The sequence below is a fragment of the Citrobacter sp. wls716 genome, from assembly GCF_005280975.1.
In the GTDB taxonomy this organism is placed as follows: Bacteria; Pseudomonadota; Gammaproteobacteria; order Enterobacterales; family Enterobacteriaceae; genus Citrobacter; species Citrobacter youngae.
This window is the reverse complement of sequence record NZ_SZWX01000024.1, coordinates 225,603-242,056: the sequence shown is the minus strand read 5'-3', so window position 1 is coordinate 242,056 and position 16,454 is coordinate 225,603. Positions and strand designations below refer to the sequence as shown.

The following is a 16,454-nucleotide window of genomic DNA, read 5'->3' as shown; positions in this document are numbered from 1 at the left end:
TCCATAACGTCGAGCCTTGGCACGACACATCATAAGAGTCAAAAGCATGACATTGATCGCAAAATTAATAAAGTTAACAAAACTGCAAAAGACTTTTGCTTATTTGCAAAAAATAGGACGGAAAAGGCAAGCAGAAAGGATGAGGGAGAGCGAACTCCCTCGGGGGGAAATCAGTGCAGTGCTGCAGTCAGGCCACCCGCGACAATCAGGCCCAGAACAATTATGGTCGTTACTAACGAAAATTTCAGATCGGTGCTCATCAAGTTTTCTCCTTTTTATTCCCACACAAAAAGTGATATTGCGCATTTTTACACACTTGAAAGCAAAAATCTCTCACGATTTATATTGATAACTGCTTTTAACTCTTCCCCTTTTCGTTAAGATCAGACAAAATTCCACGCTTACTTGATTAGCGTACCGGCCATTGACCCCTTCCTGACGTTCCGTGTCGTTTTCCCGGCGTGCCGCAACCCTGACGTTGCGTTGAGGGTGTGTGAAGGCAAACGTTTACCTGGAGTATTCTCAGGAGCTTAGGATATGGTCTGGAGTGAGATGTAATGGCAACTATTAAAGATGTAGCGAAGCGAGCAAACGTTTCCACTACAACCGTATCACACGTAATTAACAAAACGCGCTTTGTCGCTGAAGAAACGCGCAACGCTGTCTGGGCAGCGATCAAAGAGCTGCACTACTCCCCTAGCGCAGTTGCACGTAGCCTGAAGGTGAATCACACCAAATCGATCGGTTTGTTGGCAACCAGCAGCGAAGCGGCATATTTCGCCGAAATTATCGAGGCCGTTGAGAAAAATTGCTTCCAGAAAGGCTACACCCTGATTTTGGGCAACGCCTGGAACAGTCTCGAAAAACAGCAGGCTTATCTGTCTATGATGGCGCAAAAGCGCGTAGATGGCTTGCTGGTAATGTGTTCAGAATATCCGGAATCACTGCTTTCCATGCTCGAAGAGTATCGCCATATTCCAATGGTGGTTATGGACTGGGGCGAAGCAAAAGCCGACTTTACCGATACCGTCATTGATAACGCTTTCGAATGCGGTTACATGGCAGGCCGGTATCTGATTGAACGCGGTCATCGTGAGATCGGCGTGATCCCAGGACCTATGGAGCGTAATACCGGCGCAGGCCGCCTGGCTGGCTTCATGAAAGCGATGGAAGAAGCGCTGATTAAAGTGCCTGACAACTGGATTGTCCAGGGTGATTTTGAGCCTGAATCCGGCTACCGCGCTATGCAGCAAATCATCTCCCAGTCACATCGCCCAACCGCCGTATTCTGTGGTGGCGATATTATGGCGATGGGTGCGCTGTGTGCCGCAGATGAGATGGGACTGCGCGTGCCGCAGGATATCTCAGTTATCGGTTACGACAACGTGCGCAACGCCCGTTACTTCACCCCTGCGCTGACAACCATCCATCAGCCAAAAGATTCACTTGGTGAAACGGCCTTCAACATGCTGTTAGACCGAATCGTGAATAAACGTGAAGAATCGCAGTCCATTGAGGTACACCCACGCCTGGTAGAACGTCGCTCCGTGGCCGACGGCCCGTTCCGCGATTACCGTCGTTAAGACTGTTGTGCGGGAGCCTCATCCGGCTCCCGCAGCCACTCTTTGTTCAGCGTTTCGCTATCCCCTAAATAGTCCAGCAGCCAGCTCAATGCCGGCGACGTATCGTTCTGTTGCCATGTCAGACAGCATGCGGCATCCGGGAACGGATTTTCCAGCTGTAACGCCACCCATTTTCCGCTATCGATCCACGGTTTGGCAAAATGCGTCGGTACCATCCCGACACAGAGTCCGGCTGACAAGCAGGTGGCCGATGATTCCCAGTCAGGCACCACGACGCGTTTTTGGTTGTCCAGTAGCCAGGTAATACGCTTTGGCAGCGTACGGGACGTGTCTTCGCGTACCAGCGATGGCCAGTTGCGCAACGTATCGTCACTGAGCGGTCCCGGCATTGCCGCCAACGGATGATGACTGGCCACCACGCAACTCCAGCTCAGCATTCCCATATCCCGGAACGTATAGCGCCCCCCTACCGGAATGGCCTGCGTTGCTCCGATAGCTAACTCCACCCGACCATCTGAAAGCGCGTCCCAGACGCCGTTAAACACCTCCTGAAAGACCAGAAGTTCCACATCATCGAAATGGCGGTAGAAATCCACGATCATCTGGCGGGTACGATCCGGGCGGACAATGTTATCGACTGCAATCGCCAACTGCCCGCGCCAGCCGTTGGCAATTTGCTGACATTGCTGACGGGTGATCTGCATTTTTTTGATAACAGATCGGCCTTCTTTTAAAAACCACGCACCTGCAGGCGTTAATTCCACGTCCCGATGACGACGTTCAAAAAGTGGCACAGCCAGCCACTCTTCCAGTTGGCGCACTGTGTAGCTTACCGCCGAAGGTACGCGGTGCAACTCCTGCGCGGCCGAACTAAAGCTACCGTTACGCGCCACCGCATCAACCACCTCAAGTGAATATTCAGACCACATATTCTGCCTGCAAAAAATTTGAAATCAGTAAGCAAATATTAGCGTTTCACAGCGAGAATTACACTCACTACACTCAGCGGCAATGTTCTATTGCTAAAAAGAGAAACGATAATGCAACCGGGAAAAGGGTTTTTAGTCTGGCTGGCAGGTCTTAGCGTGCTGGGTTTTCTGGCAACGGATATGTATTTGCCCGCCTTTGCGGCTATTCAGTCCGATTTACAGACGCCCGCCTCTGCCGTGAGTGCCAGCCTTAGCTTGTTCTTAGCGGGATTTGCCGTCGCACAACTTTTGTGGGGGCCACTCTCTGACCACTATGGTCGCAAACCTATTTTGCTGCTGGGCTTATCCATCTTCGCGCTGGGCAGCCTGGGCATGTTGTGGGTAGAAAACGCCACCGGCTTACTGGTGCTACGCTTTATTCAGGCCGTTGGTGTCTGTGCGGCTTCGGTTATCTGGCAGGCGCTGGTTACCGATTATTATCCTTCACAAAAAGTAAACCGCATTTTTGCCACCATTATGCCGCTGGTTGGATTATCCCCTGCACTTGCACCGTTATTAGGCAGTTGGATCCTGGTACATTTTTCCTGGCAGGCCATTTTTGCTACCCTTTTTGCGATTACCCTGATCCTGATGCTGCCGGCCCTGCGCTTAAAACCAACGGCAAAAGCGCGCGACGACAGCCAGGATAAACTGACGTTCGCTACGCTGCTGCGCTCCAAAGCATACCGTGGAAATGTACTGATTTACGCAGCATGTTCTGCAAGTTTCTTCGCATGGCTGACGGGTTCACCATTTATCCTTAGCGAAATGGGCTATAGCCCGGCTGTGATTGGTCTGAGCTATGTCCCGCAAACTATTGCATTTTTGATCGGGGGTTACGGCTGCCGCGCGGCACTGCAAAAATGGCAGGGTCGCCAGCTTCTGCCATGGTTGCTTATCCTGTACGCCATTAGCGTTATCGGCACCTGGGCTACAGGCTTTATTCACCACGTTGCGTTGGCTGAAATCCTGATCCCATTCTGCGTGATGGCCATTGCGAACGGGGCAATCTACCCTATCGTTGTCGCTCAGGCGCTGCGCCCATTCCCTCAGGCAACAGGGCGCGCCGCTGCGTTGCAGAATACGCTGCAACTGGGGTTATGCTTCCTGGCAAGCCTGGTCGTTTCGTGGTTAATCAGCACGCCGCTGCTCACGACCACCAGCGTTATGCTGACGACAGTGTTGCTGGCCGCGTTAGGTTACAAAATGCAGTCACAGGCTGAGAACACATCCTTGCCGGATGAGAGCGCGCAAGTTGCACACGGTGAGTCACATTAATCATTGTTGCGGGCATTTAGTTAGCCCGCTAACAATTTTCGGTTGAATAGCCAAAAATTCAGGCCTATACTGATTTTCGGTTGTTAATAAAACGATAAGATTTATAGAGTAACGGGAATAAGCAGGTTCCCGTTCTTCCATGGATGGCCTTTTCGGCAAGGGTTCCTCCCTTCCTCTGTTCTACGTCGGATTATAGATTCGCGGATTAATTCCGTGAGATTTCTCACAAAGCCCAAAAAAGCGTCTACGCTGTTTTAAGGTTCTGATCACCGACCAGTGATGGAGAAGCTATGAGTTCATCATGTATAGAAGACGTCAGCGTACCGGATGATGACTGGTACCGAATCACCAATGAGCTATTGAGCCGTGCAGGCATTACTATTAATGGCCCGGCACCGGCAGATATTCGCGTTAAAAACCCCGACTTTTTCAAACGCGTGTTGCAGGAAGGGTCGTTGGGTTTAGGTGAAAGTTATATGGACGGCTGGTGGGAATGCGATCGGCTGGATATGTTTTTTAGCAAAGTCCTGCGTGCAGGTCTTGAAAGCCAACTTCCCCGCCACTTCAGAGATACGCTACGTATCGCAACGGCCCGTCTGTTTAATTTACAAACCAAAAAACGTGCGTGGGTCGTTGGCAAAGAACACTACGATCTTGGCAACGATCTCTTTAGCCGCATGCTTGATCCCTACATGCAATATTCCTGCGCCTACTGGAAAGATGCCGATACCCTGGAATCAGCCCAGCAGGCGAAGCTAAAAATGATTGCCGATAAATTGCAATTGAAACCAGGTATGCGCGTTCTCGATATTGGCTGCGGCTGGGGAGGCTTGTCCCAGTTCATGGCGTCACAATACGGGGTGAGCGTGACTGGCGTGACTATTTCAGCAGAACAGCAAAAAATGGCGCAGACGCGCTGTGAAGGGCTGGATGTCACGATTTTGCTGCAGGACTACCGTGACCTGAATGACCGGTTTGACCGTATCGTTTCCGTCGGTATGTTTGAGCATGTGGGGCCGAAAAACTACAACACCTATTTTGACGTTGTTGACCGTAATTTAAAGCAAGACGGTCTTTTTTTGCTGCATACCATCGGCTCTAAAAAAACCGACAATAATGTTGATCCGTGGATCAATAAATATATCTTCCCGAACGGCTGTTTACCGTCAGTTCGCCAGATAGCCAACGCCAGCGAGCCACATTTCGTGATGGAAGACTGGCATAACTTTGGTGCGGATTACGATACTACCCTGATGGCCTGGCACGATCGTTTCATAACCGCCTGGCCAGAAATTGCCGCCAACTATAGTGAACGCTTTAAACGGATGTTCAGTTATTACCTGAATGCGTGTGCTGGCGCATTTCGCGCGCGCGACATCCAGCTGTGGCAGGTTGTGTTCTCTCGTGGCGTTGAACACGGGCTCCGCGTTCCCCGTTAGACAGCATCGCCCCCGAACTACCGGGGGCTTTTTATTCCGACTTAAACGCCCGCTTCGCCAGTAACGTTGCTCATAGCGCTTTCACGCGCGGCCAATACACGTTCAACCGTATCAACAACAGCCTGTGTTTGCGGGTCGATTTCGATATTGACTCGCGCACCCAGTTTTTTCTTGCCCAGCGTTGTACGTTCCAGGGTTTCCGGAATCAAATGCACGCAAAAGCGTGTCGGTGTGACTTCGCCAACCGTCAGGCTAATACCGTCAATACCGATAAATCCTTTGTACAGGATATATTTCATCAGCAACGGATCCTGAACTTTAAACCACACCTGGCGGTTGTTTTCTGAGGTCAGAATTTTCGATACCTCGGCGGTAGTCATAATATGGCCTGACATTAAATGTCCGCCAATTTCATCGCTGAATTTTGCTGCGCGCTCAACGTTGACCAAATCGCCGACCTTCAGGTCACCCAGATTGGTGATTCGCAGCGTCTCTTTCATCAGATCGAAGCTTATCTGGTTACCGTTAATTTCGGTCACTGTCAGACAACAGCCGTTGTGTGCTACCGATGCGCCGGTCTCCAGCCCATCCAACATGTATTCAGGTAACTCCACTACATGTGTGCGAAAATTCGGTTTTTCATCAATCGACACCAGTTTCGCGGTGCCCTGCACAATACCCGTAAACATACCTGTAACTCCTGAACTCAATTAAGACATCTCTGCTGTGCACAATAGCAGGTGGAAAATCAGGTTGCCAGCAATGCGCCGCTCCCGCCTATTTTTTCACTGGAGAAATACGGATTCCTCGCTACAATAGACTGAAATTTCCCCTGCATTTTCTCCTTGCTGCCATATAAGGCGGCTTTTTTAGTCTCTCAAATAACAACAATATAGTGGTGTACACGTGCAAAAGTATGTAAGTGAAGCGCGTCAGTTATTAGCTCTGGCAATTCCGGTGATTCTTGCGCAAATCGCTCAAACCGCAATGGGATTCGTCGATACCGTGATGGCCGGCGGATATAGCGCGACGGACATGGCAGCCGTTGCTATCGGTACGTCCATCTGGCTACCCGCAATTCTGTTTGGTCACGGGCTGTTGCTGGCTCTGACGCCAGTGATTGCGCAACTTAACGGTTCCGGGCGCCGCGATCGTATTGCTCATCAAATACGTCAGGGTTTCTGGCTGGCGGGGATCGTATCCGTTCTGATTATGATTGTGCTTTGGAATGCGGGATACATTATCCGCTCTATGCATAACATTGACCCTGCACTGGCCGACAAAGCCGTGGGATATCTGCGCGCGCTGCTATGGGGTGCGCCCGGATATTTGTTCTTCCAGGTTGCCCGTAATCAGTGCGAAGGCCTGGCCAAGACCAAACCGGCAATGGTAATGGGTTTTCTCGGCCTGCTGGTGAACATTCCGGTTAACTATGTTTTCATCTATGGCCATTTGGGTATGCCAGAACTGGGTGGCGTAGGCTGCGGTGTGGCAACGGCGGCGGTGTATTGGGTGATGTTTGCCGCCATGCTTTCTTACGTAAAACACGCCCGATCAATGCGTGATATCCGTAATGAGCGTGGCTTCCAGAAACCTGACACCGCGGTGATGAAACGCCTGGTACAGCTGGGTTTGCCAATTGCGCTGGCATTATTTTTTGAAGTCACGCTGTTTGCCGTGGTGGCGCTGTTGGTCTCCCCGCTGGGGATTGTTGACGTGGCCGGGCACCAGATCGCGCTGAACTTCAGCTCATTAATGTTTGTCCTGCCGATGTCTTTGGCGGCTGCCGTCACTATTCGTGTGGGATACCGCCTGGGTCAGGGATCAACGTTGGATGCACAGACCGCTGCCAGAACTGGCTTAGGTGTCGGCGTATGTATGGCGATGATGACCGCCGTTTTCACCGTCACTTTGCGCGAGCACATCGCCCTGCTCTACAACAATAATCCTGAAGTTGTCACACTGGCTGCACAGCTGATGTTGCTGGCTGCCGTGTACCAGATTTCGGACTCCATTCAGGTTATTGGCAGCGGGATCCTGCGTGGTTATAAAGATACGCGTTCCATTTTCTTTATCACCTTCACGGCGTACTGGGTGCTGGGTTTGCCAAGTGGATATATTCTTGCGCTCACCGATCTGGTCGTCGACCGCATGGGGCCAGCGGGCTTCTGGATGGGCTTTATTATTGGCCTGACCTCTGCCGCGGTGCTGATGATGCTGCGGATGCGTTTTCTGCAACGCCAGCCGTCAGCCGTCATTCTGCAACGTGCAGCACGATAACACCGTAATAGCCGCCGGGTTAAAATGGGCTGGCATGGCAGACGTTGATTTGTTCATGGCTGATGGGATGTACCAGGCGCAGTTCGCTGGCGTGTAACATCAGCCGCGACGTCTGCTCCGTGCCAGGCCACTCGCGTCCACCATAAAGATCGCAGCCCCAGATCGGATGACCCAAATGCTGACAGTGAAGACGTAGCTGATGGGTTCGTCCGGTCTCCGGCATCAGTTGCACCCGTGTCAGGGGCAGTGACCGTCCATCCTTCAGTAGCTGATTGAAGCGCTCAATCACCCGAAAACGGGAACGCGCAGGTTTACCGCTAATAGCACTAATCGACATCAACGGAAACAGTGCTGGATCTTTGACAATGGCGGCATCAATCACACCGTCATCCTGTTTCAGGTGTCCACATAACAATGCGCTGTACACCTTAGTCACCGCGCGCTGGCTGAACTGCTGACAGAGCGCTGCATTGATCGCCTTATTGCGTGCAACGACCATCAGACCCGAAGTACCAAAATCAAGCCGATGTACCAGCGTGCAGCCCGGGTATATCTGTACCAGACGATAGTGAACCGAATCAAGATTTTGCGGATTTTTCCCCGACAGACTCAGCAACCCACTGGGTTTATTGATAAGCAGCAGATGTTCATCCTGGTAAAGGATTTCTATTTCGTCATGGCACGGCGGAGCAACAAAGGTATCGAGAATCGTAGACATCAGACAACCAGACTAAAAAGTGGGGATAGATCATAACGAATTTTCAACCGGCTGGCGAATCAACTCGCTTCATGGTGGACAGTAAACGACGGAGAATTTTTGGCTTTCCAGACACGTTGCCCCCTTTCTCGGCGAGTAGATAGATCATTCGCTCACCCCTTACGGAGACAGGAACATGCGGCAATTTTTTGCTCTGAGTTCACTGTTTGCTCATCAAGGCGGCGTTAAGCCGGAATCAACATCCACAGTTGGTAATTCTGCTGAACAGTTCTATAGTCGAGACTGCTTCTCAGTTACAGGATTCACTAATGCGATTTAACGGACTGACCAAAGGTTTCTTCATTTTCATTCTTGCCCTCGTGACCTGGGCGTTTTTCGACGTATTGTCCCCCTACTTCTCCGCAATCTTGTGGGCCGCAATTCTGACGACTATCTTTAATCCGGTAAAAAACAAACTGCGCAGTGCGCTTGGCGAACGTAACGGTCTGGCATCGTTAATCACTATTGGTATTATTTGCTTAATTGTCTTTATTCCTCTGATGGTGATCCTGTCATCGTTGGCAATCGAACTGAATGTGGTTTACACCAAGTTGCAGCAAAACGATACGCAGTTTCCGGAAGTGGTCAGTTCTATTCTTTCTTATCTTCCTGACTGGGCCAGAGGATTCCTCGCAGAACACAATCTGGATAATGTCGCGCAGATCCAGAAAAAACTCTCCGACATTGCGCTGCAGGGCGGACAGTACCTCGCAGGCAGTGCTTTCCTGATTGGTAAAGGGACCTTCGGCTTCGCCATCAGCTTTGGCATCATGCTGTACCTGCTATTTTTCCTGTTGAAGGATGGACCGTATCTGGTGCGTCAGATTCTGGATTCCTTACCGCTGTCTGATTTTGCCAAGCAGCACTTGTTTGCCAAATTCGTGGGTGTCACGCGGGCGACAGTCAAAGGCACGGCGGTTGTCGCTGTCGTACAGGGCACGCTGGGCGGCATTGCTTTCGCCATTGTCGACATCGACGGCAGCGTTTTGTGGGGCGCACTAATGGCATTCCTCTCGTTGGTGCCAGCGGTTGGCTCGGCGATAGTCTGGGTCCCGGCGGCTATTTTCCTCTTTGCCACCCACCAACTGTGGCAAGGACTGTTTATTGTCGGATTCTTCGTCATTATTGTCGGACTGGTGGACAATATTCTGCGTCCGCTACTGGTAGGAAAAGACACCAAAATGCCGGACTACCTGATATTGATTACCACCCTCGGCGGGATGGAGATTTACGGTATCAACGGCTTTGTGATTGGCCCACTGATCGCTGCACTGTTTTTGGCGAGCTGGAATCTGTTCTCCGGACGTGACCATGAGGGCAACGTAGAAGGTATCGATGAAGCCTTCATGGAAGAAGGAAAAAACCCTCCAGATTTATGATGGCATGACGATAACAAAGGGCGGCCGCGGGTCGCCTTTTGTTTTCACGCAAAATCATACGTTTCCTATAATTTCAATCATGCTTATTCATTAATCGTCGCAGAAGGAACGAAAAAGTGCGAATAGCCACAATCACCAACTGGGCCTACAGTGCGACGGTATGCCTGACCATTGCCTCCGGCGTCGTTATGCTGATGGCATCCGGAGCAGACAATACTGAACGTCAGGTGGTAGAGCAGCGGTATAAATTTGATCAGCTAACCGAAGAGGTGGAGCTCGATGCCTGGTCATTGTCAGATTTAGCTCGCGAGTACGTGATCGCCAAAGATCCAGAAGCACTGAATGCCTATCGCCAAAAGGCGTCATCACTAAAAGCGATTGAGCTGCGGTTAACAAAATTAAAAGACTTCGGCGCGACAGGTGAAGAGCTGGCGCTGCTGCATGAAGGATTACAAATTGTCGATGCGCTGCAGGAAGAGCAAGCAGCCGCGCTCGCCAGTATGGCCCGCGGAGAAACGTCACAGGCAATCGCCCTGCTCTACGGCAAAGCCTATGAACAGGAACTGGAACGGGCGCAGGTGCGGATAGATCATTTCCGGCAGTTGCTCGATAACCGTGTACGTAACAGCATTGACGATGCCACCAGGACTTCCCGCATACTGCGTACGCTCTCCGAAGTTATGGTCGGTTTAACCGCGCTGCTGTTTTTGTTTGTCCTCGGCTTTATTTTGAAACGCCGCGTACTGCGTCCGGTTGTGCGTCTGAGCGACGTGGTTCACCGTCTCGCATCGCAGGATTATGCCGTAGAAACGCCTAACTTTAATCAGATTGATGAGATTGGCGATATGGCGCAAGCCATTCGCATCTTTCGTGAGAACGGCCTGGTGCGGCAGCGGCTGGAGAAAGAGCGGGACGCCGACTGGGCGATCCGTGAACTGTTGGCTCGTATGACCCAGCGTTTACAGGGCTGCGAAAACTTTGCCGATGTTATCAATGTTGCGCAGCTTTTTGCCCCGAACATTGCCCCTGGCGTTGCCGGACGGCTCTACATTCTTGATCGGCAAGCCTGGCACATGCGCTGTGCCGCCGAGTGGCTTTCGCCGCAAGGCAAAACAGACCCTTTCCATCTGGATGACTGCTGGGCAGTGCGCCGTGGGCAAAGTCATCCTCCCGTGCAAGGTGAGCCTGATATCGCCTGCTACCACCTGCCTGAGTCGTGTCAGGATCATACCCTGTGCGTACCGTTGATCGCCCAGGGGGAAGCCATCGGCCTGCTCTCATTCCAGAATCTCAGTGACAATTCCGCCCCTTCCCGTGCTTATCTGGAGCTGATGGCCGAGGCACTTGGACTGGCATTAGCCAACCAACGTCTGCGCGATGCACTACTGGAAAAAGCGCTTTACGACCCACTGACCGGTCTGCGCAATCGCCATCACCTTGAAGACACTCTGCGCACCCAAATGAGTCAGGCTGTCCACAACCAGGAACCGATCAGTTGCCTGATGATCGATATCGATCACTTCAAAAACATCAACGACCGATTTGGTCATGAGGCTGGTGATGGGGTGATAAAAAGTATCGCAGCAATTATTCAGCGCGTTGTTCACGACCACGGAATGGCCTTCCGCTACGGTGGTGAAGAGTTTCTGGTTCTGCTTGCCGGTATGGATGAAGAAGCGGCCAATCGCTTTGCGACGGACATTTACAACGGGGTACGCGAGTTGACGCTCAGCTTTGGCGTCTCTGACATCGGTCATGTTGATGTGTCTATTGGTGTCGCCAGCTACCCGCAGCACGCCCAGAGCGATAACCTGTTACGTGCCGCGGATGTCGCGCTGTATCGCGCAAAAGAGCTGGGGCGTTCGCGCATAGTGAGCTTTGGGATGCTGGAAGCGAGCTAAAAAGCGGTGCGTAAGCCCAGACGGGTACTTCCTAAAATATCCCCCCGAGCGGGCAGAGCATTACTTTACCTCTACCACTGGTAGTGATATGTTGACCCGATGAATATAAAACACGATTGCAACGGTTTTAACCACAAGCGTTGGTGGCTGCCTTCTTAAAGGCGGTCAGAATGTGTTTATCCATTTTTAAATAACCGCCGAAAGGCGGTTATTTGCATTTTGAGACCCCTTTCGGTTTTATGCTTAAGGAGTCTTCTATGAACAACAAATCCATCATCCTTACCGGCGACCGCCCTACTGGGCCACTGCATCTTGGCCACTATGTCGGTTCCCTGCGCCAACGCGCGATACTGCAACACGACTATCAGCAGTTTGTTCTGGTCGCAGACCTGCAAGGTCTGACCGATAACGGCAACGATCCACAAAAGATCCAAAATAACATACCCGAAGTGTTGGCCGATTATCTCGCTGCAGGTATTGATCCCTCACTCACCACCCTTTGTTTACAATCAGCACTACCTGCCCTTGCCGAACTCACCGCGCTGTATATGAATATCGTTACTGTGGCTCGCGTCGAGCGTAACCCAACGGTCAAAAATGAAATTGCGCAAAAAGGTTTCGCCCGTTCGCTTCCGGTCGGTTTCCTGGTTTACCCCATCAGCCAGGCAGCAGATATTACGGCGTTCAAAGCCAGCCTGGTGCCCGTCGGCGACGATCAGTTGCCGATGATCGAACAGACTAATGAAATCGTGCATAAGATGAATAGCCTGTTACCGACCCCCGTTCTGCATCACTGTAAAGCTATGTTAAGCGAAACCAGCCGTCTTCCTGGTATTGACGGCAACGCCAAGATGTCGAAATCACTCGGTAATACGCTGCTCCTGTCGGCAAGTGAAGAGACTATCCATCGCGCCGTCAGCGCAATGTACACTGATCCTAACCACCTAAAAGTGTCCGATCCGGGGCAAATTGAGGGTAATGTCGTGTTCACCTATCTGGATGCTTTTCACCCGGATAAGGCCAAAGTCGCAGAAATGAAAGTGAATTATCAGCAAGGAGGATTGGGTGATCGGGCATGTAAAAATGAGCTGGAGATGTGCCTGCAAGAACTCATCGCGCCCATGCGTGAGCGTCGGGCAACCTATATTCAGGATAAAGGTATGCTGATGGCGATGCTTAAAAAAGGCAGCGCGCAGGCCTACGACATCACACAGCAAACGCTAAGAGAAGTAAAACAAGGATTGGGATTGTCGGTATTTTAATCTTGATTGACGTCCCATCATGCATCCCCCCGTCGGTATGCATTTTGCTTAAATCTGAGCTGAGCCCATTTTGAGAACGATATAACGCATGCAAACCACTATTTATATCCCGCCGTAAATGGCACTAACGGGAAGATGTGACCCCGTATCACCATGCTATATATCCAGCGACACAAACTCATCACGAAAGGGAAGCATCGTTATGTTGAAAGGTAAAAGAGCCGTTATCACCGGCGGCGGCGGCGGATTTGGTCAGGCGTTGTGCGTTTGGTTGGCTCGAGAAGGCGTCAACGTGGATTTTTCTGCCCGGCGGGTTGAGGATATTCACAAAACCTGCAGCATCATCGCCGCTGAAGGTGGTGTTGCAAAAGGGTATCTGTGTGATTTAACCCAGCCTGAATCTATTTCTCAGTTTGCTTCACAACTCTTAGATATAGACAGGTCCATCGACATTCTAATCCTCAATGCTGCTCAGTGGTTATCAGGGACTATAGACGAACAACCAGACTCAGAAATCTACAATACCGTCAGCTCAGGCCTGACAGGTTCAATTCTACTAACACAGGCATTGCTTCCAGGATTAAGGCGCTCAGACAGTGCTGACATTGTTTCGATTATATCTGTATGCGGCATTCCGAATTTTACGGATTCAATTGCCCATCCCGCTTTTTTTGCCAGTAAACACGGGATGAGTGGTTTTACAACTAAACTGTCGGAACAGTTATCCAAAGAAAATATACGGGTAACCGGGTTATACCCACCGGATTTTGAATTGACCGGGTTAGATCCTCTTGTCGACACTCAATCCAGAATGGGAGAACATCTAATGAATGGGCGTTCTGTCTGGGAAACAATTCATTTTGTGCTGACTCAACCGCGTAGTTGCCATATTAGTACCCTTTACTTTCAAGGACCCACTCGCGAAGATTTGGAGCATTAGGGACTGAATCTGGCAGCACTAAACCGAGCGGACTCACCTCCGCTCCTAACTTGCCCCGGCAGCACCATGCTGTATGGCTATGCCGATGTCTGACAGGTCCTGCTCTGAGGAGTTCGCTATGACCACCTTTTATCAACTAACAGCCACCAGCCTGGACGGCCAGCGTATCCCTATGGCTGACTATGCTGGCAAGCTGGTTCTGGTGGTAAATACCGCCAGCCATTGTGGCTTCACGCCACAATATGCAGGTCTGGAAACGCTTTACAAAAAGTATGCAGCTCGCGGACTGGTAGTGCTTGGTTTTCCCTGCAACCAGTTCGGTAAGCAGGAACCCGGCGACGCCGGCAAAATCGCGCAGACCTGCCACATCAACTACGGTGTAAGCTTCCCAATGTTCGAAAAAGTGGAGGTTAACGGTGCCGCTACGCATCCGGTATTCCGTTATCTAAAAGACGAGTTGCCCGGCATGCTGGGGGGACGGATAAAATGGAATTTCACAAAATTCCTGATCGGACGCGATGGCAAGCCGCTAAAGCGTTTTGCGCCGTTCACTACCCCGGAGAAAATGGAAACCATCATCCTTGCTGCACTTGAAATCTAGGTATTATTGTCATTTGAACCGTCTGCCTGGTGCCAGGAGCGGACGTTGCTTACGCATCGTCGAGTTGAGCTGATTATTATCACTAAGCAGAAAGTAATACTTCTTACGCTCCGGGATATTTAACCCTTGTGGGAAGTTGCTTTGGAGATTTTGGGGACTAATCAAGAGCCAGCAGATGCAATTCCGCATTAGCTGGCCCGACATTATTAAAAATCAGTATCCTACGCTAAAGCGCGCGCGCTCATGTTTTGGGGATTCAAGCTCATCAACAAGCGCAATCGCATAGTCCTCAAACGAGATCCAGCTCTTACCATTTTTATCCACGACTAATTCGTCATTACCACTACGATAAGTCCCTGTACGCTCGCCCAGATCGATCATTAATGGAGGGCTGACGTAAGTCCAGTTCAGGGGAGATTCTCTCAGTGCAGTGAGAAGTTTCATATGCGAGAGCGCAATCGGAACCAGGAATTTAGGCCAGACATCTGAATCGACGACTTTCAGCCCATCTCTGTACCAGAGCGAACCGCAGCCTCCAACAACCAGAAGGCGTGGTACACCCGATATACGGACAGCATCAATCACCTGTGCAGAGGTACTGACCAGGATATCAGTATCTGTGTCAGTGTTATCCCGTGGCGCGCCAACTGCGCTGATGACTGCGTCTGTACCACGGATAATACCGGCAAGACGCGCAACATCACTCAGGTCATCTTTTATAACAGCTACGTTTGCTGGCAGATCATCCGGGAGCTTGCTGGTATCACGGGCAATAGCAACAACATCATGCCCACGGCGGATAAGTTCAGCTAGCGCGGTACTACCGCCTCGGCCGGTTGCGGCTACAACTGCAATTTTCATATTAAAACTCCAGTGGTCGGTGCTATATCTGGCAGCTATAAAAAGCCTCTCCAGAAACACCGCATTAATAATTGGGGATAATTTCAGCCCGCTAAAATCAGGTTCTGTCTTCAAATTCCGGATATGTTGTGTAACCTTCTTCACCACCACCATAAAAGGTCGAACGATCGTAGCTGTTCAGCGGTAAGTTCAGACGAAGACGAGCTGGGAGATCAGGGTTAGCAATAAATTGACGACCAAACGCAATGGCATCCGCTCGCCCTGAACCAATGGCTTCATTACCAGTTTTCCCGGTAAATCCACCGGCCAGAATCAGCGTTCCAGGCCAGAAAGGACGCAGTTGATCAACGGATTGTGGTGTTCCGATTTCCATGCCATTACCGCCACGCGCTTCAATGAGACTTACGTAGGCGATATTCAGTTTGCCAAGTTCTGACAGGACATAGCTGTAAAGACCTATTGGGTCTGAATCACCCACGTCGTTGTATGTACCAAAGGGTGACAAACGGACGCCTGTGCGGTCAGCTCCCCAAATTTCTGCAACGGCTTCTGTCACTTCTATAAGCAGTCTTGCGCGATTTTCAACTGACCCACCGTAACTGTCAGTGCGCTTGTTTGAGTGGTCATGAAGGAATTGTTCGAGCAGGTATCCATTTGCACCATGTATTTCAACACCGTCGAAACCTGCAACCAGTGCGTTGCGCGCACCTTCACGATAAGCATCGATAATGCCGGGGATCTCATCAAGTTCCAGAGCATGAGGAACTTCATAAGCAACCTGCTGCCAATCAGGAGTCAGACATTTTTCTGTGCTGATCGCAATCGCTGACGGCGCGACTGGAAGTACTCCTCCAGGCTGGAAACTGGAATGGGACGAACGGCCTACATGCCACAGTTGCATGAAGATTAGGCCTCCCTTCGCGTGGACGGCATCTGTCACTTTCTTCCAGCCATCGATTTGCTCCCGGGAATGTATACCGGGTGTTCCCGGATAACCCTGACCGTAAGGGGTAACCTGAGTGGCTTCTGTAATGATAAGACCACCCTTTGTCGCGCGCTGGCTGTAATACTCTGGCGCCAGTCCATTTGGTACGTTCCCTTTGCCCGCCCGCATACGGGTCAGAGGCGCCATGATTACGCGGTGTTCAAGACGATATCGTCCGATGTTCAGAGGTGTAAACAATGATGAAACCGACATGCAGAGA

General features: G+C 51.0%; 15 protein-coding genes. 9 read left to right on the top strand and 6 right to left on the bottom strand.

Annotated features, from left to right (window positions below):
• Positions 1-170 precede the first annotated feature (170 nt).
• On the bottom strand, positions 171-260 hold the full coding sequence (gene cydH, locus FDX24_RS07545) for a cytochrome bd-I accessory subunit CydH (protein ID WP_003029209.1): 90 nt from the start codon (positions 258-260) through the stop codon (positions 171-173).
• A 297-nt stretch (positions 261-557) separates the two neighbouring features.
• On the opposite strand from cydH, the gene purR reads away from it, so the two are divergent.
• The gene (gene purR, locus FDX24_RS07540; protein WP_137364080.1) at positions 558-1,583 is read left to right on the top strand and encodes an HTH-type transcriptional repressor PurR; all 1,026 of its coding nucleotides are present in this window, start codon (positions 558-560) and stop codon (positions 1,581-1,583) included.
• Here purR and punR read toward each other — a convergent pair.
• Entirely contained in the window at positions 1,580-2,512 is a 933-nt protein-coding gene (punR, locus tag FDX24_RS07535; protein ID WP_048211767.1) for a DNA-binding transcriptional activator PunR, read from the bottom strand. The two genes, purR and punR, sit on opposite strands and share 4 nt — an antisense overlap.
• Positions 2,513-2,623: 111 nt before the next feature.
• On the opposite strand from punR, the gene punC reads away from it, so the two are divergent.
• The gene (punC, locus tag FDX24_RS07530) at positions 2,624-3,829 is read left to right on the top strand and encodes a purine nucleoside transporter PunC (protein ID WP_048211768.1); all 1,206 of its coding nucleotides are present in this window, start codon (positions 2,624-2,626) and stop codon (positions 3,827-3,829) included.
• A gap of 290 nt (positions 3,830-4,119) precedes the next feature.
• A complete protein-coding gene (cfa, locus tag FDX24_RS07525) occupies positions 4,120-5,268 on the top strand; it encodes a cyclopropane fatty acyl phospholipid synthase (protein WP_137346373.1) in 1,149 nt (382 codons plus the stop codon).
• Between the two features lie 41 nt (positions 5,269-5,309).
• On the opposite strand, the gene FDX24_RS07520 is transcribed toward cfa, so the two are convergent.
• Positions 5,310-5,957 carry a riboflavin synthase gene (locus FDX24_RS07520; protein WP_061067853.1) on the bottom strand — a complete coding sequence of 216 codons (648 nt, stop codon included), beginning with the start codon at positions 5,955-5,957 and terminating at the stop codon, positions 5,310-5,312.
• Between the two features lie 217 nt (positions 5,958-6,174).
• Between FDX24_RS07520 and mdtK the strand changes: the two genes are divergently transcribed.
• Positions 6,175-7,548: a multidrug efflux MATE transporter MdtK gene (gene mdtK, locus FDX24_RS07515; RefSeq protein ID WP_061067852.1), complete on the top strand. Its 1,374-nt coding sequence runs from the start codon at positions 6,175-6,177 to the stop codon at positions 7,546-7,548.
• Positions 7,549-7,567: 19 nt separating this feature from the next.
• Here mdtK and FDX24_RS07510 read toward each other — a convergent pair whose 3' ends face one another.
• Positions 7,568-8,266, bottom strand: coding sequence for an RluA family pseudouridine synthase (locus FDX24_RS07510; RefSeq protein ID WP_048211772.1), 699 nt, complete (start codon positions 8,264-8,266; stop codon positions 7,568-7,570).
• 308 nt (positions 8,267-8,574) lie between these two features.
• On the opposite strand from FDX24_RS07510, the gene FDX24_RS07505 reads away from it, so the two are divergent.
• The 5 genes from FDX24_RS07505 (at position 8,575) to FDX24_RS07485 (ending at position 14,388) form a co-directional block, all read left to right on the top strand.
• Positions 8,575-9,684 carry an AI-2E family transporter gene (locus tag FDX24_RS07505; RefSeq protein WP_061067851.1) on the top strand — a complete coding sequence of 370 codons (1,110 nt, stop codon included), beginning with the start codon at positions 8,575-8,577 and terminating at the stop codon, positions 9,682-9,684.
• Between the two features lie 116 nt (positions 9,685-9,800).
• Positions 9,801-11,585 carry a diguanylate cyclase gene (locus FDX24_RS07500; RefSeq protein ID WP_061067850.1) on the top strand — a complete coding sequence of 595 codons (1,785 nt, stop codon included), beginning with the start codon at positions 9,801-9,803 and terminating at the stop codon, positions 11,583-11,585.
• A gap of 257 nt (positions 11,586-11,842) precedes the next feature.
• A complete protein-coding gene (trpS, locus tag FDX24_RS07495) occupies positions 11,843-12,847 on the top strand; it encodes a tryptophan--tRNA ligase (protein WP_137364079.1) in 1,005 nt (334 codons plus the stop codon).
• A 202-nt stretch (positions 12,848-13,049) separates the two neighbouring features.
• The gene (locus FDX24_RS07490) at positions 13,050-13,787 is read left to right on the top strand and encodes an SDR family oxidoreductase (RefSeq protein ID WP_115602090.1); all 738 of its coding nucleotides are present in this window, start codon (positions 13,050-13,052) and stop codon (positions 13,785-13,787) included.
• A 118-nt stretch (positions 13,788-13,905) separates the two neighbouring features.
• A complete protein-coding gene (locus FDX24_RS07485; protein ID WP_137364078.1) occupies positions 13,906-14,388 on the top strand; it encodes a glutathione peroxidase in 483 nt (160 codons plus the stop codon).
• Between the two features lie 213 nt (positions 14,389-14,601).
• On the opposite strand, the gene FDX24_RS07480 is transcribed toward FDX24_RS07485, so the two are convergent.
• Positions 14,602-15,249, bottom strand: coding sequence for an NAD(P)-dependent oxidoreductase (locus FDX24_RS07480; RefSeq protein WP_137364077.1), 648 nt, complete (start codon positions 15,247-15,249; stop codon positions 14,602-14,604).
• Between the two features lie 97 nt (positions 15,250-15,346).
• On the bottom strand, positions 15,347-16,447 hold the full coding sequence (locus FDX24_RS07475; RefSeq protein WP_137364076.1) for an alkene reductase: 1,101 nt from the start codon (positions 16,445-16,447) through the stop codon (positions 15,347-15,349).
• Positions 16,448-16,454: the final 7 nt, after the last annotated feature.